Here is an 18,898-nt window from a genome sequence, read left to right on the forward strand (position 1 = left end):
ATCAGTTCTCCAGAACTTCAAGCAGGCCGAGGGGCAGCGGTACATCCATGGCTTTATCGAACAGCAGGTAAAGGCCGATAGCCATCAAGGTGACGATCACCACGCTCGGCAACCAGCGGCCGCCATACAGGCGTGCCATCGGGATGCCGATCAGCATGCTGCTGAGGATGAAACCCAGGGACTCGAAGGTCGCGGCAAACACGATCAACAACGTGACGCAGATACCGATCTTGACCAGCGTGTCGCGGTCCAGGGCGGGTTCTTCCTCGGTGTGCTTGGTCGGTTGTGGGCGGAACAGCATGTAGATCAGGCCCAGGCTCATCAGCCCGAGCATCAGCAGTGGGTAGGCACGAGGCCCGACCGGCTCGTAGGAAAATGCCGCCTGATACGGCCAGGCCATCAGCGCGAGACCGGCGCAGGCCAGCAGCATCACCGAGGCGAAAATGCGTTGTAAGAGCATAGGAAACTCCTTGGAGACTCTTGTAGGCGCAAGCTTGCTCACGAAGAACGCAAGGACGCCGCGTGTATCCAGGCAGCACGCGTCATCGTTGAAGTCTTTCGCGGGCAAGCCCGCTCCCACGGAGGGGCGTTTACTGGATCAGGCCGAACTCTTTGGCCAGCACTTTGTAGTCCGCCACCTGTTTCTTCACATAGGTGTCCAGCTCCGGGCCGGTCAGGGCGAACGGGAACAGCTCGCGCTGGTCACGCAGCTTGGCGAAGTCTTCGGAGGCCAGCAGTTTGTCGAACGCCTCTTTCCACCACGCGTAGTCGGCGTCGCTGACTTTTGGCCCGAGGTAGAAGCCGCGAACTACCGGCCAGACGATGTCGTAGCCTTGCTCTTTGGCTGTAGGAATATTCTTCATTTCCGGTTCGTCCAGGCGCTCTTCGGCGAACACGGCGAGCAGGCGCATGTCGCCGCTGAGGATGTGCGGCATGGAGTCGGAAATGTCGGTACTGCCCACCTGGATATGGCCACCGAGCAGGGCGGTGGCGATTTCGCCGCCGCCTTCTAGGGCCACATAGCGCAGCTCACGCGGGTTGATCCCGGCGGCCTTGGCGATCAGCGCAGTTTGCATCCAGTCCTGGCTGCCGACGGTGCCACCGGAACCGATCACTACGCTGCCTGGATCTTTCTTCAAGGCTTTTACGAGATCGTCGAGGGTCTTGTAGGGCGAATCGCTTTTGACGGCAATGGCACCGTAACTGGTGCCCACCGCCGCCAACCAACGCACGGCGCTTTCATCGAAACGACCGAATTTGCCTTGGGCCAGGTTCAACAGTGAACCGCTGGACCAGGCCACCAGCGTGCCCGCATCCGCCGGGCGCTGTGCTACCACCGCGTTATAGGCCACCGCGCCCACGCCGCCGGGCATGTAGGTGACGCGCATCGGCTTGCTCAGCAACTTCTCGTTGACCAGCGCGCTTTGCGCCAGTTTGCAGGTCAGGTCAAAACCACCGCCGGGTGAGGCCGGGGCGATGCACTCCGGGCGTTTGGGTTCGTCGGTGGCCAGCAGTTGGCCGGCAAACAGCATGCAGCCGGCGGCGAGGGCCAATTTACGCAGTGAATAGGTCATTTTTATCTCCGTCTTTGTTGTTATTAGAGGCTACTTACCAAAGTGCGAGGCTATAACTCACCAGCACGCGCACTTCATCCGCATCACGGGCCGAATAGTTGGAACGGTACGTGGCGTTACGCAGGCGCAGGGCGACATCCTTGAATGTGCCGCTTTGCACGATGTAGCGGATCTCGCTGTTGCGTTCCCACTCTTTGCCGGTCTCACCGTTCCTGAGCTTGATGTTGTCACCCGACAGGTAACGGCTCATGAAACTCAGGCCGGGAATCCCGAGCTTGGCGAAATCGTAGTCGTAGCGCGCTTGCCAGGAGCGTTCTTCGGCGCCGGCAAAGTCGTTGATCTGCACGAAGTTGACAAGGTACGGATCGCTCCCATCCACGTAGGGAAAGGCGCTATCGCCAGACATGTGCTGGTAGCCGGCGCTGAGCTTGTGGCCGTTGAGGGCATAGCTGAACAGGCCGTTGAGGGATTTGTTGTCGATCTTGCCGCCACGGGCGCTGCCGGTGTCATCGCTGATGGCCAGGCGCAGGTCGGCGCCGAAGGTGCCAGGCCCCATCGGGCGTGAGGCCACGAGGCCGAGGAAGTGCTGGCGGTAGACGTCGTCGAGTTGGGCGAAGTGGTAGCTGCCGGTGATCTTGTCGGCGAATTTGTAGTCCACGCCACCGAAGTTGAAGTGCTTGCCGGTGGCGCCGCTGACGAAGCGGCTGTTCTTGTTGTTGAGGGCGATGTCTTCGTAGTCGGTGGAGTCGCGGTCCTTGGCTTTGTCCAGGCGGCCACCGGTAAACACCAGGTTCTTGAATTCTTTGGACGTGAGCAATCCGCCGTTGAAGGTCTGCGGCAGAATGCGCCCGTCATTGGGCTTGAGGATCGGCAGTTCGGGGATCAGCGCACCGATTTTGAGCTCGGTGGCGGAGATCTTCACTTTACCGGTCAGGCCAAGTTTGGAGTATTCGTCGACAGCCCGACCATTGTCGGTGGGCAGCAAGCCAGAGCCGGTGCGGTCGGGGCTGGAGTCGAGCTTGACGCCGAGCATGCCCAATGCATCCACGCCGAAGCCGACGGTGCCGTCGGTGTAGCCCGATTGCAGGTTAAGCATGAAGCCCTGGGCCCATTCATCGCGCTTGGATTGCTGCGCACTCGTGCCGTCGCGAAAGTCGCGGTTGAAGTACATGTTGCGGGTTTCCAGGGTGCCGCTGCTGTCTTCGAAGAAGGCAGCCTGACTCAGCGGCGAGAAGCCGGCAAGGGCAGTGGCACTGGCAAGGGCGGTGTGGGCAAGGCGAGAAAAACGAACAGGCGGGCAAGCCTGGGGCTGTGTCGACAGCATCGTTGTGCACTCCGTTATTATTCTTATTTTGGCGAAAACGCTTCGAGGCGTTTTTCTGGCGCTACGGATCAGGTAGCTCGGCGGGCACTACCCACCGTGGCTGGATGCTAAAGGGCGAAGCTTTCACTAACCTTTCAGCTGTCTTTCAATGTTTTCGGGCTTCACAGGGCAGGCGGCGCCTGTAAACTGCCCGCCAAAGCGTGGCGTCGACCATGCCCGAATGAGGTGAATAGCCATGCGTGTCCTCTTGGTTGAAGACCATTTGCAACTCGCCGAAAGTGTTGCCCAGGCGCTCAAGAGCACGGGTTTGACCGTCGACGTGTTGCACGATGGGGTGGCCGCGGACCTGGCCTTGAGCAGCGAGGAATACGCGGTGGTGATCCTCGATGTAGGGCTACCGCGCATGGATGGTTTTGAGGTGTTGGCGCGTTTGCGGGCGCGTGGGAAAAATCTGCCCGTGCTGATGCTCACGGCGCGCAGTGATGTGAAAGACCGCGTGCATGGCCTGAACCTGGGTGCCGATGATTATCTCGCCAAGCCCTTTGAACTGACCGAGCTGGAAGCACGGGTCAAGGCACTGTTGCGCCGCAGTGTGTTGGGCGGGGAGCGCCAACAGGCGTGCGGCGTGCTGGTCTACGACCTGGATACCCGGCGCTTCACGGTTGGCGGCGAACTGATGACATTTACTTCCCGCGAGCAGGCGGTGCTTGAAGCGCTGATCGCCCGGCCCGGCCGCGTGATGAGCAAAGAGCAACTGGCCTCTCAGGTCTTCGGCCTGGATGAAGAAGCCAGCCCCGACGCCATCGAAATCTATGTGCACCGCCTGCGCAAGAAGCTCGATGGCCAACCCATCGCCATTGTGACGTTCCGCGGCCTCGGCTATTTGCTGGAAGCGCGCGATGCATAAGCCCAGCAGCCTGCGCTGGCGCCTGCTGTGGAACCTGGCGCTGTTGCTGGTGGTGTTGATGCTGGCCAGCGGCATGAGTGCCTACTGGAATGGGCGCGAAGCCGCCGACACCGCCTACGACCGCACCTTGCTGGCCTCGGCGCGTACCATCGCCGCCGGGTTGACCCAGGTGGACGGCACCTTGAGCGCGAATGTGCCTTATGTGGCGCTGGACACCTTCGCCTACGACAGCGCCGGGCGCATTTATTATCAGGTCAATGACATCAATCAGAAGCTGATTTCGGGCTACGAAAACCTCCCGGGCCCGCCGCCCGGCACGCCGCGCACCGACGACTACCCGGCGTTGGCGCGGTTCTATAACGCCATGTACCAGGGCCAGCATGTACGCGTGGTCAGCCTGCTCAAAGCGGTCTCCGAGCCGAACATGAATGGCATGGCGGAAATTCGTGTCGCGGAAACCGATGAGGCGCGCGAGAGCATGGCCCGCAGCCTGTTGGCCGACACGTTATTGCGTTTGGGGATGTTGGCCGTCGGCGCGTTGCTGCTGGTGTGGTATGCCGTGAGTGCGGCGCTGCGGCCGTTGGAGCGTCTGCGTACGGCAGTGGAAGAGCGTCAGCCTGACGACTTGCGGCCGTTACCGCTGGTGGAGGTGCAACACGAGTTCGGCCCACTGGTGCGTTCCCTTAACCACTTCACCGAGCGTTTGCGCGGCCAGTTTGAGCGACAGGCGCAGTTTATCGCCGACGCCGCGCACGAACTGCGAACCCCGCTGGCGGCGCTCAAGGCCCGGCTGGAGCTGGGCCTGCGCAGCGACGATCCGGCGACATGGCGCAGTACGCTGGAAACCGCCGCCCAAGGTACCGACCGTTTGACTCACCTGGCCAACCAATTGTTATCGCTGGCGCGCATCGAAAATGGCGCGCGGGCGATTGCCGAAGGTGGCGCGCAATTGCTCGACCTCAGCCAACTGGCGCGGGAGCTGGGTATGGCCATGGCACCGTTGGCCCATGCACGCGGCGTCGCCCTGGCGTTGGAGGCAGATGAACCCGTGTGGTTGCGCGGCGAGCCGACCTTGTTGAATGAGTTACTGAGCAACCTGGTCGACAACGCGCTGGCCCACACACCCTCGGGCGGCAATGTGATCCTGCGGGTTTCGGCGCCAGCCATTCTGGAAGTCGAAGATGATGGCCCAGGCATCCCGCTGGATGAGCGGGACCGGGTATTTGAACGTTTTTATCGCCGCAGCCAGCAGGGCATGGGCTCGGGTTTGGGGCTGGCGATTGTCGGGGAGATCTGCCGCGCGCACCTGGCGCAGATCAGCCTGCATGATGGTGAGTTGGCGGGATTGAAGGTGCGGGTGAGTTTTATCGCGGGTTGATCAGTAAAACATCGAGCGCGCCTCATCCAACTCGGCACGCAGGGCCTCGCTGTAGGGGTCGAGCCGCAGTTTCTTGATCGCCGGCAGGCTGGAAACGGGCACATTCGCCAGCGGATGATCGGTGCCTCGGTGGCAATACAGCACGGCGACCTGCACCAGATCGATGTAGTCCAGGCTCGCAGAGTCGCGCTCCAGGTCCAGGTATTGCCCGGGCAGCTTCGCCAGCATCTCCGGGAAGTCCCAGCCACCGAGCAGTTTGTCCCCAAGCAACGGGTGGATGCTCTCGATAACATGGTTGAGGCTGACAGGGTCGGCGAGCAGTTCGTAATGATCTTCGGCGTACGTGAGAATGGGCAGCACGCCAATCTGATGCACCAGCCCGCCGAGGGCCGCCTGGTCCGGCTTGAGATGGCTGTGGCTGCGGCACAAGACATAACTCACACCGGCCACTTCCAGGCTACGGCGCCACACTTCGCGCATTTTCAGCTCAACGACTTCGGAGCGGGCGTGGAAGATTTGTTCCATCACCAGGCCGATGGCCAGGTTGCTGCTGTAGTTGGTGCCCAGCCGGGTGATGGCGGTGTGCAGGTCGGTGACTTCCTGGGTCGCGCGCAGCAGCGGGCTGTTGACCACTTTGATCAGGCGCGCCGACAGGGCGGTATCGCGACCGATCACTTTGCTCAAGTGGCTGATGCTGATCTCCGGGTCTTCGGCGGCCTGACGAATTTTCAGGGCCACTTCCGGTAATGTCGGCAGAACCAGGTCATCGTTGTCGATGGCCATCACCAAAGCCTGTTGGACTTTTTCCGCCAGCTTGTTCATTCATGCTCTCTAGGGTGTTGCATAAAAGGTACGGCGATTAACGCTGGATCTCTTTATCGCGATCCAGTTGGTAAGGCACGTCGAGCAGGTGCAAACCGGGTCCTTCCAGGGTGCCTAAGTGCACATCGCCGCTCTCGGCTGCTTCGGCTTGCAGCACGGCCAGAAGTTCAATCGATTGATCAGCTTTTGCCGCGATCACGACTTCCCCGATCGCGCTGTTGTGGTTGGGCGAGAACAGCGCAGTGCCTGGCTCGGGCAGTTCGGCCGCATTGAGGCTCAAGCGGTAGAGGCGACGCTTGAGCTTGCCCAAATACTGCATGCGCGCGACGATTTCCTGACCGGTGTAGCAGCCTTTCTTGAAGCTGACGCCGCCGACGGCTTGCAGGTTGAGCATCTGCGGGATGAACAGTTCGCGGGTTTGCGGCATGACCTGGCCAATGCCGGCGCGGATCTGGCCCAGCAGCCATTCATTCAAGTCAGCATGTTGCAGTTGGCTGGCCAATTGATTGCGTACGGTTTCCGCTTGCTCGGCCGGCACCCAGAGTTCAGCGCGGGCGGGTGAGACGCGAATGGCGATCAGTGTGTCTGTGCGGGCGACGCTGTCGGTTTCGGCTGGCAGCTCAAGGCCGAGGCTGGCCAGGGCCTGGTCCGCATTCGACAGGCCGAAACGTACCCAGGCGGCGCTTTCGTCGGTGAGCTTGGATTTGGAGAACACTGCGTATTTTTTCAGATCGGCCAGTTGCGGTTCGAGCAGTTCGGTGGCCATGGCCATGAGCACGCCATCACCTTGCAGGAGGATGCGAAAACTCGACTGCATGCGGCCTTTTTGCGTGCAGCGCGCGCCCAGGCTGGCCTGGGTGTCGCTCAGGTAGTTGAGGTTGCAGGTCAGTTGCCCTTGCAGGAACTTGGCAGCGTCGGAGCCGCGGACGGCGAGAACGCCTTCGTGGTGCAGGGCGCAGAAAAAAGCAGAGTCGGCCATGGGTCATCGCAGGTCAAAAAGTCATGCGTGCATCATAGAGGGGCGTTCGGTAAATGGATAGTTTCCGTATGAGGCGACCAAAGCCGACTGGTCCGCTGCCGTCGGGGCTGTATACTTGCGCCCTATTTGAGGAGCGCTCCATGGTCGAAGAAGTAGAAATCAATCGCCTCTACTGGCACAGCCGTCGCGGCATGCTGGAGTTGGATGTGTTGTTGGTGCCTTTCACCAGAGAGGTGTACAAGACGCTCAATCAGGTGGATCGCGAACTCTACGAGCGGCTGCTGACTTGCGAAGACCAGGACATGTTCGGCTGGTTCATGGAGCGCGCCGAATCTGAAGATCCGGAGCTGCAGCGCATGGTTCGTAAGATTCTGGACCGTGTCCAGCCCAAGTAATCGCTTCGAATGCCGCTGGCAGGCCTCTCGGCTGTTGCTGGCGGCGTATCTGCTTGCCCAGGTGTTCGCGCTGGGTGCCTTGCTTGTTGTTGACTTACCTTTCTCCAGCGTTGGCATTTTGTTGTGCCTGGCTCACGCTGCGTGGGTCTTACCGCGTCATATCCTGCTGACCCACCGTTCGTCGATTCGTGGCCTGCGCCGCGACGAAGATGGCTGGCAGTTGTTCAGCCATGAGCGAGGCTGGCACAGTGTTCAGCTACGTCCAGATAGCCTGGCATTGCCGCTGATCGTGGTGCTGCGCTATCGGGTGCAGGGCGAATGGCGGGTGCGCTCGATCTGTGTGCCGATGGATTCGCAGGCCGCCGATGTGCATCGGCGCCTGCGGGTACGCTTGAAGTTCAGCCGCCGTAGGTGGTTGGCACCAGAATAGTGTCGCGGGCCTCAGGCAGCATCTGCGGGTAGTCGAGGGTGTAATGCAGGCCGCGACTTTCCTTGCGCTCCATGGCTGAGCGGATCATCAGTTCGGCGACTTGGGCCAGGTTGCGCAACTCAATCAAGTCGCGGCTGACCTTATAGTTGCTGTAGAACTCGTCAATCTCATCCAGCAGCAACCGCACGCGGTGTTGAGCGCGTTGCAGGCGCTTGTTGGTACGCACAATGCCGACGTAGTCCCACATGAAACGGCGCAGTTCGTCCCAGTTGTGGGCGATGATCACGTCTTCGTCCGAGTCGGTCACCTGGCTGGCGTCCCAGCGCGGCAAGGCGGCGGGCACGGGGATGCGTGGCAGTTGCTCGAGGATGTCGGCTGCCGCAGAGCGGGCGTAGACAAAACATTCGAGCAGTGAGTTGCTCGCCATGCGGTTGGCGCCATGCAGGCCGGTAAAGCTGGTTTCGCCAATCGCATACAGGCCGGGTACGTCGGTGCGGCCATGCTGGTCGACCATCACGCCGCCGCAGGTGTAGTGCGCGGCCGGCACCACGGGGATCGGGCCTTTGGTGATATCGATGTTGAACGCCAGGCAGCGCTCGTAGACGGTGGGGAAGTGAGTCTTGATGAAGGCTTCGGGCTTGTGGCTGATATCGAGGTAGACGCAGTCGATGCCCAGGCGCTTCATTTCGTGGTCGATGGCGCGGGCGACGATATCCCGTGGTGCTAATTCTGCGCGTGGGTCGAAGCGCTGCATGAAACGCTCACCATTCGGCAGTTTCAGGTGTGCGCCTTCACCGCGCAGGGCTTCGGTGATCAGGAAACTCTTGGCTTGCGGGTGATACAGGCAGGTGGGGTGGAACTGATTGAATTCCAGATTGGCCACCCGGCAGCCCGAACGCCACGCCATGGCGATGCCATCACCGCAGGCGCCATCGGGGTTGCTGGTATAGAGGTAGACCTTGGCCGCGCCGCCCGAGGCGAGAATGGTGAAGCGTGCGCCGTAGGTGTCGACTTCGCCGCTGGCACGATTGAGTACGTACGCGCCGAGGCAGCGTTCGCCGTCCAGGCCCAGGCGTTTTTCCGTGATCAGGTCGACGGCGACACGCTGCTCCAGCAATTCGATGTTGGGGCGTTGGCGGGCCTGGTCGAGCAGGGTCTTGAAGATCGCCGCGCCGGTGGCGTCGGCGGCATGGATGATGCGGCGATGGCTGTGGCCGCCTTCACGGGTCAGGTGAAACTCGAAGCCGCCGTCGTCACTGCCAGCGTGTTCGTCGCGGGTGAACGGCACGCCCTGGTCGATCAGCCATTGGATGGCTTCGCGGCTGTGCTCGACGGTGAAGCGCACGGCGTCTTCGTTGCACAGGCCGCCGCCGGCGTTGAGGGTGTCCTCGACGTGGGATTGCACTGTATCGGTGTCGTCCAGTACCGCCGCTACACCGCCTTGGGCCCAAAATGTCGAGCCGTTGGCCAGATCACCCTTGCTCAGGACGGCAATGCGCAGGTGGCTGGGCAGGGTCAGTGCCAGGCTCAAGCCGGCCGCGCCGCTGCCAATCACCAGAACATCGTGTTGAAACTGTTGGCTCATTTGAAGGATTCCGCAAAAAGCGATCCACAGGGGTTGGCGCAAACAGGACGCCTGGATCGGCGAATCAAAGGGTCACACGGGCCACTAGTATATAGAGGGGGGGATCGGCACAATAGCCGGGCATTCGTGGCAATGTGAAATTACGGTGCACGGCGAGGGGCTGACTGACTGGTTATTGAGGTGGGAACTTTTTGCATAAGCCCCGACTCAATAGCAGGTTGCCCGAAAGCTGGGAAAACGTTGAGTTTATTGGCCCGTCGGGAGCATTGGACGCGTCAGAAGACCGGCGACAAGATTATTCGCGCAGCCGGCCTAGCCCGCGCTGCGTTTTTCGTGTGTGCCAAATCAGTGCATGCCGGAAACTTGCTTGGAGGGGGAGAACTTTTGCGAAAAGTCCTAGTCTATGTTTGCAAGCCTGATCGTTTAGTTATGCAAGCCTCCTTCAAGTACAACGAGGAGTGTTCATGCTAACCCAGGAAGAGGATCAGCAGCTGGTCGAGCGCGTTCAACGCGGCGACAAGCGCGCATTTGATCTGCTAGTGCTGAAATACCAGCACAAAATTCTCGGGTTGATCGTGCGGTTTGTGCACGACACCCATGAAGCGCAGGACGTTGCACAGGAAGCCTTTATCAAGGCGTACCGTGCACTTGGCAATTTCCGCGGTGATAGTGCGTTTTACACGTGGCTATACCGTATCGCCATTAACACGGCGAAGAACTATCTGGTGTCTCGCGGACGCCGCCCACCTGATAGCGATGTAAGTTCAGAAGATGCAGAATTTTACGATGGTGATCACGGCCTCAAAGATCTCGAGTCGCCGGAGCGTGCGTTGCTGCGCGACGAGATCGAAGGCACCGTTCATCGCACAATTCAGCAACTGCCAGAAGATTTGCGTACGGCGTTAACTTTACGCGAATTCGATGGTCTGAGTTACGAAGACATTGCGAGCGTCATGCAGTGTCCGGTGGGGACTGTAAGGTCACGGATTTTCCGGGCCCGGGAAGCCATCGATAAAGCCTTGCAACCGTTGTTGCAGGAAAACTAAAGACAGCGGCGACAGCCAAGAGAGGAACCGCCATGAGTCGTGATGCCCTGCAGGAATCGCTGTCCGCAGTGATGGATAACGAAGCGGATGAACTGGAACTTCGTCGAGTGCTCAATGCATTTGATGATGCCGAAACCCGTGATACCTGGTCTCGTTACCAAGTCGCTCGGGCGGTGATGCACAAGGATCTTCTAATCCCTCGTCTGGATATTGCTGCGGCCGTTTCTGCCGCGCTGGCTGATGAAGCCGTTCCGGCAAAAGCTGCTCGTGGCCCTTGGCGTAGCCTGGGTCGCCTGGCAGTTGCTGCCTCGGTGACTGTTGCCGTGTTGGCCGGTGTTCGCCTGTACAACCAGGACGAAATCGCCGGTGCCGAACTGGCCCAGCAGACTCAGCAACCGGTCATGGCCGGTCCGCAAGTCAAAGGCCCAGCGGTACTGGCCGGCTACAAGGAAAGCTCTGATACCACAGGTCCCATGGCCAATGGTGTACTTCAAGGGCAATCCGGCTGGCAGGACCAGCGTCTTCCAGGCTACCTGCGCCAACACGCACAGGAATCGGCACTGAAAGGCACTGAAAGCGCTCTGCCATACGCTCGTGCAGCAAGCCTGGAAAACCGCTAAACCGCTAAGGGGCCCTATGCGCGCCATACCGCTCCTTACGCTTTTGCTCAGTGGTTGTTTTGCACTATCCGCCCATGCCGACGAAGCCCAAGACTGGCTGACTCGACTTGGGCGTGCAGAGCAGCAGCAAAGCTTTGCAGGTACGTTCGTCTACGAGCGTAACGGCAGTTTTTCTACCCATGACATCTGGCATCGTGTCCAGGACGGTCAAGTCCGTGAGCGGCTGTTGCAGCTCGATGGTTCTGCCCAGGAACTGGTGCGGGTAAATGGAAAAACTCAATGTGTCAGTGGCACATTGGTTGCCGGCCTTGGCAATTCGCCTGACGCGCCTTCGCGCGCACTCGACCCGCTAAAACTCACCCAATTCTACGAACTGGCCGTCATTGGCAAATCTCGTGTGGCTGGTCGTAATGCGGTGATTGTGTCGATCACTCCGCGCGATCAATACCGTTATGGCTTCGAGTTGCACCTGGATCGTGAAACCGGGCTGCCGCTTAAATCTTTGTTGCTCAATGATCAGGGCCAGTTGTTGGAGCGCTTTCAGTTCACGCGGCTGAACACGTCGCCAGCACTAACGGATCGCGATTTGCAGCCCAGTGGCGAGTGCACGGCTGTAGCCGTTTCGAACGGTAAAGCGCCCGAAGTACCCGCCACCCAGGCATGGCACTTGGACTGGTTGCCCCCTGGCTTCCAGCTCACTAACAGCATCTCGCGAAAAGATACCCAGACCAAAACCACCGTCGACAGCCTGATGTATGGCGACGGGCTGGCGCGCTTTTCAGTGTTTCTTGAATCGACCGATGGTGCGAGCGTGAGCGAAACACGCACCCAACTCGGTCCGACTGTTGCCGTGTCTCGCCGCCTGAACACCGTAGATGGCGAAGTCATGGTGACGGTTGTCGGAGAAATCCCTATCGGCACCGCTGAGCGTATCGCGCTGTCGGTGCGCGGCGAAAAGACCGCCGCCAAGCCGTGAATCGTTAATCTTATGTTCATCCTGATCTTTCAATGTGAGCCGATGCTTGGTTGGGAGCTGTGAGCATGAAATCTCTGGATCAGTATTTTCACTTGCAAAAAATCCACATGTTTTTTATAGGTCAGGGCCTGTAGGTCCTGACCTTATTTTGTTCGCGGAACAAGGAAGCCGGTCGCAGTTTTCGGCGTTTCTTGAACCCTGTCGCTCAACCCTGCTCGTCGTAACGGGAGCTGTATGTCGATACCACGTTTGAAGTCTTACCTATCCATAGTCGCCACGGTGCTGGTGCTGGGTCAGGCCGTGTCCGCGCAAGCGGCCGAGCTGCCTGATTTCACCCAACTGGTGGAGCAGGCTTCGCCTGCCGTGGTGAACATCAGCACCACGCAGAAACTGCCGGAGCGCAAAGTCTCGAACCAGCAGATGCCGGACCTTGAAGGCTTGCCGCCAATGCTGCGCGAGTTCTTCGAGCGTGGCATGCCGCAACAGCGTTCCCCGCGTGGTGGCGGTGGCGGTGGCCAGCGTGAAGCTCAGTCCCTGGGCTCGGGTTTTATCATTTCGCCTGATGGCTATATCCTCACCAACAACCATGTCATTGCCGACGCTGACGAGATCCTCGTTCGCCTGGCTGATCGCAGTGAGCTGAAAGCCAAGCTGGTCGGTACTGACCCGCGTTCTGACGTAGCCTTGCTGAAAATCGATGGTAAAGACCTGCCGGTGCTGAAACTGGGCAAATCCCAGGATCTGAAAGCCGGGCAGTGGGTGGTCGCTATCGGCTCTCCGTTTGGTTTCGACCATACCGTTACCCAGGGCATTGTCAGTGCTATCGGTCGTAGCCTGCCTAACGAAAACTACGTGCCGTTCATCCAGACCGACGTGCCGATCAACCCGGGTAACTCCGGTGGTCCGCTGTTCAACCTGGCGGGCGAAGTGGTCGGGATCAACTCGCAGATCTACACCCGCTCCGGTGGCTTCATGGGCGTGTCCTTTGCCATTCCGATCGATGTGGCCATGGACGTTTCCAATCAGCTCAAAGCCGGTGGCAAGGTCAGCCGTGGCTGGTTGGGCGTAGTGATCCAGGAAGTGAACAAAGACTTGGCTGAATCGTTCGGCCTCGACAAACCGGCCGGTGCGCTGGTCGCGCAAATCCAGGACGACGGCCCGGCTGCCAAAGGCGGTCTGCAAGTGGGCGACGTGATCCTGAGCATGAATGGTCAGCCGATCATCATGTCGGCCGACTTGCCGCATCTGGTCGGTGCCCTGAAAGCGGGCAGCAAAGCCAAGCTGGAAGTGATTCGTGATGGCAAGCGCCAGACCGTTGAACTGACCGTTGGCGCGATCCCGGAAGAGGGCGCAACCCTGGATGCTCTGGGCAACGCCAAACCGGGCGCCGAGCGCAGCAGCAATCGCCTGGGCATTGCCGTGGTTGAGCTGAGCGAGGAGCAGAAGAAGAGCTTCGACCTCAAGAGCGGTGTTGTGATCAAGGAAGTTCAGGACGGCCCAGCCGCCTTGATCGGCCTGCAACCGGGCGACGTGATTACCCACTTGAATAACCAGGCGATCAACTCCACCAAGGAGTTCGCCGACATTGCCAAGGCGTTGCCGAAGAATCGCTCGGTGTCGATGCGCGTACTGCGTCAGGGGCGTGCAAGCTTCATCACCTTCAAGCTGACCGAGTAACTCGCCAGCCTGCATCCCAACAAAAAGCCCCGTCTTCGGTTAACGAAGGCGGGGCTTTTTTGTGGGCGATGGGTTTAGCTCATCATCCCTTTTACCAAGCGTTCTTGCTCGATCAACTCACGCTGGCGGGCATCTATTCGTGAGGACAGTGGGAAGTTGCTGCCGGCGCGGCGCTTGGCGAAGTCCAGTTGTTGAATGGCCTGCTTGAAGTCACCCACCAATGCAAAGTACTCGGCGCGGGCCTGATGCAGGCCGATGATGTTGCCGGACAGGCCACGTGTCTCGGCAACCTGGTACCACACATCCGGATCATCCGGACGTGATTTGAGTAGCCCGTCCAAGGCCTTTTCCGCATCGGCGATACGGTTCTGCTTGATCAGCAAGTCCACCCGCACCTGATTCAGCGGATAGTTGCCGGGGTACTGGGTGAGCATCCGATCAGTGCGTTGCTGGGCATCGGGCAAGCGGTTATTGGCCATATCCAACTCGATCTGCGCCAGGTTGTAGGTGATGTCGTTGGGCGCCTTGGCCAACAATGGCTGCAAGCTTTCCCGTGCCTCTTTGTACTGAGTGCCTTTGATCTGGGCTATTGCCAGGCCATAACGCGCTACATCGTTTTTCGGGTTCTCGTCCAGCTGCGCCTGGAAGCGTTTGGCGGCGAGGCCCGGGGTGTCTTCGTATTGCAACTGCACCCGTGCGCGAATCAGCTGATAGCGCAAACTGTCTTCCGTGCCGCCGGGTTTGGCTTGCTCGGCGCGGTTGCGGGTGTCGGCGATCCGCGACTCGGTCACCGGGTGCGTCAGCAGGAATTCCGGCGGCTTGGCGTCGAAACGGTATTGGCGCATCAGGCGTTCAAACATGGTGGGCATGGAGCGCGGGTCGTAACCGGCTTTTTCCAGGTTGAGAATGCCGATACGGTCAGCTTCCTGCTCGTTCTGGCGGGAGAACCGGCGCTGCTCCTGGATGGCCGCCGCCTGGCTGCCGGCAATCGCGGCAATCCCCGCATCGCCCGCACCCGCTGCGGCAGCGATAATCCCGCCGAGCAAAGCCGCCATCATCGGTAGCTGCATGCGCGACTGAGCTTCCACGCCACGGGCAAAGTGGCGTTGGGACAAGTGAGCCAATTCGTGGGCGAGCACCGAGGCATATTCACCTTCGGTCTGGGCATTGAGGAACAGGCCGCCGTTGACCCCGACAATCCCGCCTGGCGCAGCAAAGGCGTTGAGTTGCGGGCTGTTGATCAGGATGAATTCCAGGCGTCGGTCATTGACCTGGCTGGTTTCCACCAGCTTGTACACGCTGGTTTCAACGTAATCCTTGAGTTGTGGATCATTGAGCTGCGAGACCTGGCCCCGCAGGTAGGCAAGCCAGGCACGGCCCAGTTGGAATTCCTGTTGCGGAGAGACAATGGCAGAACTGGCGTCGCCAAGTGACGGCAGGTCGTCAGCGAAGCCCGGAGAGGCCAGCAGGCAGGCCAGCGTCAGCAGGGTAGGGCGCAAAAAAGTCATGCACAGAGCCTTTCGACAAAGAGCTTACTGTAGCCGGACACTGAGCTTCGGACCAGATATTCTAAGCACCCCAATCGCCTGTCCGGAGTAAACCATGACCGACGCTGTAGCCTTTGATGCCGAACTCGATGCCAGTGGCCTCAATTGCCCGTTGCCTTTGCTCAAGGCCAAGTTGGAACTCAATCGGTTGGCCAGCGGTGCAGTGCTTAAGGTCATCGCCACAGACGCTGGCTCCCAGCGCGATTTCCGGACCTTCGCGAGGTTGGCCGGGCATACTCTATTGCACGAAGAAGACGCCGCCGGTGTGTACCGTTACTGGTTGCGCAAGGCCTGAGCCGTTTGCCCCTTCACCCGAGGTTGATTGATGTTCAAAGTGTTACGAGACTGGATTCAGCGCTACTTCTCCGACGAAGAAGCCGTGGTGCTGGCGGTCCTGCTGTTCCTGGCCTTCACGGCCGTGCTCACCTTGGGCGGCATGCTCGCGCCAGTGCTGGCAGGGATGGTGCTGGCTTACCTGATGCAAGGCCTGGTCACTACCCTGGAGCGGTTGCGCTTGCCGGGCGGCGTTGCGGTGGGCCTGGTGTTCGCCTTGTTCATGGGGTTGCTGGTGGTGTTTATCGTGGTGGTCTTGCCATTGCTGTGGCATCAGTTGATCACCCTGTTCAACGAGTTGCCGGGGATGCTCGCCAAGTGGCAGTCACTGTTGCTGTTGTTGCCGGAACGCTACCCGCACCTGGTGTCGGATGAGCAAGTGCTGCAAGCCATCGAAGTGGCGCGTGGCGAGATCGGAAAATTCGGGCAGTGGGCGCTGACGTTTTCCCTGTCCAGCCTGCCGCTGCTGGTCAACATCATGATCTACCTGGTGCTGGTACCGATCCTGGTGTTTTTCTTCCTCAAGGACCGCGCGATGATCGGCCGCTGGGTCAGCGGTTACCTGCCGCGTGAACGCGCGCTCATTACCCGCGTGGCCGAAGAGATGAACCGGCAGATCGCCAACTACATTCGCGGCAAAGTGATTGAGATTGTTATCTGTGGAGGCGTCACCTACATCGCATTTGTCGCGCTCGGGCTGAACTATGCGGCGCTGCTGGCGTTGCTGGTGGGCGTGTCGGTGGTGGTGCCGTATGTCGGCGCGGTGGTGGTGACGGTGCCGGTGATGTTGATCGCATTGTTTCAGTGGGGCTGGAGTGACCAGTTCATCTACCTGATGGCGGTGTACGGCATTATCCAGACCCTGGATGGCAACGTACTGGTACCGCTGCTGTTTTCCGAGGCCGTCAACCTGCACCCGGTGGCGATCATCTGTGCAGTGTTGTTGTTTGGTGGGTTGTGGGGATTCTGGGGCGTATTCTTCGCGATTCCACTGGCGACGTTGTTCAAAGCCGTGCTGGATGCCTGGCCACGAAAAGAGCCGGTGGTTGCGCCTTTGTTGTAACGGTTGGGGCGAACATCCAGTGTTCGCCCCTCACGCGTCAGGCCTTGTCCAGGGCCTGTGCCGCCGCCAAAACGGCGTCCACATGGCCCGGCACTTTCACACCGCGCCATTCCTGACGCAGCACGCCCTCCTTGTCGATCAGGAAAGTGCTGCGATCAACCCCCAGGTATTCCTTGCCATACAGCTTCTTCAGCTTGATCACATCAAACAACTGGCAAACCGCTTCGTCCTTGTCGCTGATCAGCTCAAAGGGAAACGCCTGCTTGCTCTTGAAGTTCTCGTGGGATTTCACGCTGTCACGCGACACGCCAAACACTTCGGTGTTGGCGGCCTTGAACGCCGCGTACTGGTCACGAAAACCCTGGCCTTCAGTGGTGCAGCCCGGGGTGCTGTCCTTCGGATAGAAGTAGATCACCACCTGCTTGCCCTTGAGTGCAGCGAGGCTGAAGGTCTGGCCGCTGGTGGCCTGGGCTTCGAAATCGGCCACGGGTTTGTCGATGGCTACCGGCATGAGTTCTTCCTTACATTGGGTTTTGTGGGCGCCACGGCTCGATCAGCGCATCGAGGTTCAGGGCATCGGCGAAATCCAGGAACTGGTCGCGCAGCCAGCTGATCTGCACGCCGGCCGGCAAGGTCACGGTGAACGTTGCGTTGAGCATGGTGCCGCCGGTTTGTGGCGCCTGGTAAGTGTCGCAGGTCAGGTTTTCCAGTTCGACGTTATGGTCGATAAAGAACTGGCACAGCTCGTTGACGATGTCCGAGCGGTAGGCCGAGCTGACGTACGCTACATAAGGCAGGGCTTGTGGGCGGTTTTCCAACGCCGCACTGCGCACCACGTTGACCGTGAAGTCGTGCTTCTTCGCCAAGCCCGGCAGGCCGGTTTCCAGACGCGCCAGGGCATCCCAGGTGCCGGAAATCTGCAGCACCAACGCACTGCACTCGCCATGACGGGTCAGGCGGGAGGTCACAACGGCGCAGCGGTTTTCATGGCTGGCGCGGCACAGGACGTTGGTCAGCTCCATGGGGTTGGCGCCGAGGGCACTGATAACAAGGAATTGTTCGCGAACTGTGGGGGTGGACATGCAGCCTTCCTAAAACGATGAGCGGTCGATACGGTGAGGGCTGTATCGATCAAAGCATGAAGGGTAGCGAAAAGCGTCGCCAAGGGATAGGAGGTGGCGTTTTCATTGCGTGATCGGTCTGATTTCAGCGTGCTTCAAGCAACGCTTCGGCCCAATGATGGCATTGCCCGTCGTTTAGTTGATCCAGAACGCATCCTCAGGCGGTACTTCGCTTGTACAAGCATCTTGGCGCCAGTACCATTACGGCTCTCTTTTTCCGGCAGGAGCGGTTGCATGATTGCGGGCAGTATGGTGGCACTGGTCACACCCATGGATGCACAAGGTCATCTCGACTGGGATAGCCTGGGCAAACTGGTGGACTTCCACCTGCAAGAGGGCACCAACGCCATTGTGGCGGTCGGCACCACAGGTGAATCGGCCACCCTTGATGTGGAAGAACACATTCAGGTGATCGAATTCGTGGTCAAGCGCGTCGCGGGTCGTATCGCCGTGATCGCCGGTACGGGCGCCAACTCGACGCGTGAAGCGATCGAGCTGACAAAAAACGCCAAGAAAGCCGGCGCCGATGCTTGCCTGCTGGTGACCCCGTACTACAACAAGCCGACCCAGGAAGGCCTGTACCAGCACTTCCGCACCATTGCCGAAGCCGTTGATATCCCGCAAATCCTTTACAACGTGCCCGGCCGCACTGCCTGCGACATGAAGGCCGAGACCGTGATTCGCCTGTCCACCGTACCGAACATCATCGGTATCAAGGAAGCCACCGGCGACCTGCAACGCGCCAAGGACATCCTGGCCGGCGTGAGCAGCGACTTCCTGGTGTATTCCGGTGACGACGCCACGGCGGTCGAACTGATCCTGCTGGGTGGCAAAGGCAACATCTCGGTGACCGCCAACGTTGCCCCGCGTGCCATGAGCGACATGTGCGCCGCTGCCATCGCCGGTGACGCCGTGAAAGCGCGTGCGATCCACGAGCAACTGATGCCGCTCAACAAGACACTCTTTATCGAATCCAACCCTATTCCTGTGAAATGGGCGCTGTTTGAGATGGGCTTGATGCCGGACGGTATCCGTCTGCCGCTCACCCGGCTCAGCGAAGCCTGTCACGAACCGCTGCGACAGGCCCTGCGCCAGTCCGGCGTCCTGGTTTAATTGAGGAA

General features: G+C 59.8%; 20 protein-coding genes. 11 read left to right on the plus strand and 9 right to left on the minus strand.

Annotated features, from left to right (window positions below):
• Position 1 precedes the first annotated feature (1 nt).
• From ACLBW8_RS14060 to ACLBW8_RS14070, 3 genes are all read right to left on the minus strand, one after another.
• A complete protein-coding gene (locus ACLBW8_RS14060; protein ID WP_064451303.1) occupies positions 2-460 on the minus strand; it encodes a tripartite tricarboxylate transporter TctB family protein in 459 nt (152 codons plus the stop codon).
• A gap of 130 nt (positions 461-590) precedes the next feature.
• Entirely contained in the window at positions 591-1,574 is a 984-nt protein-coding gene (locus tag ACLBW8_RS14065; protein ID WP_447805606.1) for a Bug family tripartite tricarboxylate transporter substrate binding protein, read from the minus strand.
• A gap of 34 nt (positions 1,575-1,608) precedes the next feature.
• Positions 1,609-2,898 (minus strand): OprD family porin, encoded by a 1,290-nt coding sequence (locus ACLBW8_RS14070; RefSeq protein WP_064451305.1) that lies wholly within the window; start codon positions 2,896-2,898, stop codon positions 1,609-1,611.
• A gap of 235 nt (positions 2,899-3,133) precedes the next feature.
• Between ACLBW8_RS14070 and ACLBW8_RS14075 the strand changes: the two genes are divergently transcribed.
• On the plus strand, positions 3,134-3,805 hold the full coding sequence (locus ACLBW8_RS14075; RefSeq protein WP_064451306.1) for a response regulator: 672 nt from the start codon (positions 3,134-3,136) through the stop codon (positions 3,803-3,805).
• Positions 3,798-5,183, plus strand: a complete 1,386-nt coding sequence (locus ACLBW8_RS14080; RefSeq protein WP_447805607.1) for a sensor histidine kinase — start codon at positions 3,798-3,800, stop codon at positions 5,181-5,183. The genes ACLBW8_RS14075 and ACLBW8_RS14080 overlap by 8 nt, the downstream gene beginning before the upstream one ends.
• Here the strand turns inward: ACLBW8_RS14080 and ACLBW8_RS14085 are convergent, their stop codons facing one another.
• Together ACLBW8_RS14085 and ygfZ are read right to left on the minus strand one after the other, a co-directional pair.
• Positions 5,184-6,005, minus strand: a complete 822-nt coding sequence (locus ACLBW8_RS14085; protein WP_064451308.1) for an HDOD domain-containing protein — start codon at positions 6,003-6,005, stop codon at positions 5,184-5,186.
• 37 nt (positions 6,006-6,042) lie between these two features.
• Positions 6,043-6,984, minus strand: coding sequence for a CAF17-like 4Fe-4S cluster assembly/insertion protein YgfZ (ygfZ, locus tag ACLBW8_RS14090; RefSeq protein ID WP_128586727.1), 942 nt, complete (start codon positions 6,982-6,984; stop codon positions 6,043-6,045).
• Between the two features lie 140 nt (positions 6,985-7,124).
• Between ygfZ and ACLBW8_RS14095 the strand changes: the two genes are divergently transcribed.
• Both ACLBW8_RS14095 and ACLBW8_RS14100 read left to right on the plus strand, forming a co-directional pair.
• Positions 7,125-7,379: an FAD assembly factor SdhE gene (locus ACLBW8_RS14095; RefSeq protein WP_053254893.1), complete on the plus strand. Its 255-nt coding sequence runs from the start codon at positions 7,125-7,127 to the stop codon at positions 7,377-7,379.
• Positions 7,363-7,809 carry a protein YgfX gene (locus ACLBW8_RS14100; RefSeq protein WP_064451310.1) on the plus strand — a complete coding sequence of 149 codons (447 nt, stop codon included), beginning with the start codon at positions 7,363-7,365 and terminating at the stop codon, positions 7,807-7,809. Before ACLBW8_RS14095 ends, ACLBW8_RS14100 begins: the two co-directional genes overlap by 17 nt.
• On the opposite strand, the gene nadB is transcribed toward ACLBW8_RS14100, so the two are convergent.
• Entirely contained in the window at positions 7,778-9,394 is a 1,617-nt protein-coding gene (gene nadB / locus ACLBW8_RS14105; protein ID WP_053254895.1) for an L-aspartate oxidase, read from the minus strand. The genes ACLBW8_RS14100 and nadB overlap by 32 nt on opposite strands.
• A 464-nt stretch (positions 9,395-9,858) precedes the next feature.
• On the opposite strand from nadB, the gene rpoE reads away from it, so the two are divergent.
• From rpoE to ACLBW8_RS14125, 4 genes are all read left to right on the plus strand, one after another.
• Positions 9,859-10,440 (plus strand): RNA polymerase sigma factor RpoE, encoded by a 582-nt coding sequence (gene rpoE / locus ACLBW8_RS14110; RefSeq protein ID WP_003172477.1) that lies wholly within the window; start codon positions 9,859-9,861, stop codon positions 10,438-10,440.
• Positions 10,441-10,472: 32 nt separating this feature from the next.
• On the plus strand, positions 10,473-11,060 hold the full coding sequence (locus ACLBW8_RS14115; RefSeq protein WP_003172479.1) for a sigma-E factor negative regulatory protein: 588 nt from the start codon (positions 10,473-10,475) through the stop codon (positions 11,058-11,060).
• 16 nt (positions 11,061-11,076) lie between these two features.
• Positions 11,077-12,036 carry a MucB/RseB C-terminal domain-containing protein gene (locus ACLBW8_RS14120; protein WP_447805608.1) on the plus strand — a complete coding sequence of 320 codons (960 nt, stop codon included), beginning with the start codon at positions 11,077-11,079 and terminating at the stop codon, positions 12,034-12,036.
• 234 nt (positions 12,037-12,270) lie between these two features.
• Positions 12,271-13,713, plus strand: a complete 1,443-nt coding sequence (locus tag ACLBW8_RS14125) for a DegQ family serine endoprotease (protein ID WP_064451313.1) — start codon at positions 12,271-12,273, stop codon at positions 13,711-13,713.
• 74 nt (positions 13,714-13,787) lie between these two features.
• Here the strand turns inward: ACLBW8_RS14125 and ACLBW8_RS14130 are convergent, their stop codons facing one another.
• On the minus strand, positions 13,788-15,221 hold the full coding sequence (locus tag ACLBW8_RS14130) for a M48 family metalloprotease (RefSeq protein ID WP_064451314.1): 1,434 nt from the start codon (positions 15,219-15,221) through the stop codon (positions 13,788-13,790).
• A 94-nt stretch (positions 15,222-15,315) separates the two neighbouring features.
• On the opposite strand from ACLBW8_RS14130, the gene ACLBW8_RS14135 reads away from it, so the two are divergent.
• Positions 15,316-15,555 carry a sulfurtransferase TusA family protein gene (locus ACLBW8_RS14135; protein WP_064451315.1) on the plus strand — a complete coding sequence of 80 codons (240 nt, stop codon included), beginning with the start codon at positions 15,316-15,318 and terminating at the stop codon, positions 15,553-15,555.
• 30 nt (positions 15,556-15,585) lie between these two features.
• Positions 15,586-16,656: an AI-2E family transporter gene (locus tag ACLBW8_RS14140; protein WP_064451316.1), complete on the plus strand. Its 1,071-nt coding sequence runs from the start codon at positions 15,586-15,588 to the stop codon at positions 16,654-16,656.
• Positions 16,657-16,693: 37 nt separating this feature from the next.
• On the opposite strand, the gene ACLBW8_RS14145 is transcribed toward ACLBW8_RS14140, so the two are convergent.
• Together ACLBW8_RS14145 and ACLBW8_RS14150 are read right to left on the minus strand one after the other, a co-directional pair.
• Positions 16,694-17,167: a peroxiredoxin gene (locus ACLBW8_RS14145; protein WP_064451317.1), complete on the minus strand. Its 474-nt coding sequence runs from the start codon at positions 17,165-17,167 to the stop codon at positions 16,694-16,696.
• Positions 17,168-17,177: 10 nt separating this feature from the next.
• Positions 17,178-17,738 carry a glycine cleavage system protein R gene (locus ACLBW8_RS14150; RefSeq protein ID WP_003172487.1) on the minus strand — a complete coding sequence of 187 codons (561 nt, stop codon included), beginning with the start codon at positions 17,736-17,738 and terminating at the stop codon, positions 17,178-17,180.
• A 273-nt stretch (positions 17,739-18,011) separates the two neighbouring features.
• Here ACLBW8_RS14150 and dapA point away from each other — a divergent pair, with 273 nt between their 5' ends.
• Entirely contained in the window at positions 18,012-18,890 is an 879-nt protein-coding gene (dapA, locus tag ACLBW8_RS14155; RefSeq protein ID WP_064451318.1) for a 4-hydroxy-tetrahydrodipicolinate synthase, read from the plus strand.
• Positions 18,891-18,898 lie beyond the last annotated feature (8 nt).

The organism is Pseudomonas sp. M5A4_2d (genome assembly GCF_053345295.1).

What these genes read in the sequence shown, in the direction of transcription:
- rpoE (WP_003172477.1), top strand. Translation starts at nt 9,859, where the DNA reads ATGCTAACCCAGGAAGAGGATCAGCAGCTGGTCGAGCGCGTTCAACGC.
- ACLBW8_RS14120 (WP_447805608.1), top strand. Translation starts at nt 11,077, where the DNA reads ATGCGCGCCATACCGCTCCTTACGCTTTTGCTCAGTGGTTGTTTTGCA.
- ACLBW8_RS14065 (WP_447805606.1), bottom strand. Translation starts at nt 1,574, where the DNA reads ATGACCTATTCACTGCGTAAATTGGCCCTCGCCGCCGGCTGCATGCTG.
- ACLBW8_RS14130 (WP_064451314.1), bottom strand. Translation starts at nt 15,221, where the DNA reads ATGACTTTTTTGCGCCCTACCCTGCTGACGCTGGCCTGCCTGCTGGCC.
- ACLBW8_RS14115 (WP_003172479.1), top strand. Translation starts at nt 10,473, where the DNA reads ATGAGTCGTGATGCCCTGCAGGAATCGCTGTCCGCAGTGATGGATAAC.
- nadB (WP_053254895.1), bottom strand. Translation starts at nt 9,394, where the DNA reads ATGAGCCAACAGTTTCAACACGATGTTCTGGTGATTGGCAGCGGCGCG.
- ACLBW8_RS14140 (WP_064451316.1), top strand. Translation starts at nt 15,586, where the DNA reads ATGTTCAAAGTGTTACGAGACTGGATTCAGCGCTACTTCTCCGACGAA.
- ACLBW8_RS14135 (WP_064451315.1), top strand. Translation starts at nt 15,316, where the DNA reads ATGACCGACGCTGTAGCCTTTGATGCCGAACTCGATGCCAGTGGCCTC.
- ACLBW8_RS14070 (WP_064451305.1), bottom strand. Translation starts at nt 2,898, where the DNA reads ATGCTGTCGACACAGCCCCAGGCTTGCCCGCCTGTTCGTTTTTCTCGC.
- ACLBW8_RS14060 (WP_064451303.1), bottom strand. Translation starts at nt 460, where the DNA reads ATGCTCTTACAACGCATTTTCGCCTCGGTGATGCTGCTGGCCTGCGCC.
- ACLBW8_RS14145 (WP_064451317.1), bottom strand. Translation starts at nt 17,167, where the DNA reads ATGCCGGTAGCCATCGACAAACCCGTGGCCGATTTCGAAGCCCAGGCC.
- ACLBW8_RS14080 (WP_447805607.1), top strand. Translation starts at nt 3,798, where the DNA reads ATGCATAAGCCCAGCAGCCTGCGCTGGCGCCTGCTGTGGAACCTGGCG.
- ACLBW8_RS14085 (WP_064451308.1), bottom strand. Translation starts at nt 6,005, where the DNA reads ATGAACAAGCTGGCGGAAAAAGTCCAACAGGCTTTGGTGATGGCCATC.
- ACLBW8_RS14125 (WP_064451313.1), top strand. Translation starts at nt 12,271, where the DNA reads ATGTCGATACCACGTTTGAAGTCTTACCTATCCATAGTCGCCACGGTG.
- ACLBW8_RS14150 (WP_003172487.1), bottom strand. Translation starts at nt 17,738, where the DNA reads ATGTCCACCCCCACAGTTCGCGAACAATTCCTTGTTATCAGTGCCCTC.
- ACLBW8_RS14075 (WP_064451306.1), top strand. Translation starts at nt 3,134, where the DNA reads ATGCGTGTCCTCTTGGTTGAAGACCATTTGCAACTCGCCGAAAGTGTT.
- dapA (WP_064451318.1), top strand. Translation starts at nt 18,012, where the DNA reads ATGATTGCGGGCAGTATGGTGGCACTGGTCACACCCATGGATGCACAA.
- ACLBW8_RS14095 (WP_053254893.1), top strand. Translation starts at nt 7,125, where the DNA reads ATGGTCGAAGAAGTAGAAATCAATCGCCTCTACTGGCACAGCCGTCGC.
- ygfZ (WP_128586727.1), bottom strand. Translation starts at nt 6,984, where the DNA reads ATGGCCGACTCTGCTTTTTTCTGCGCCCTGCACCACGAAGGCGTTCTC.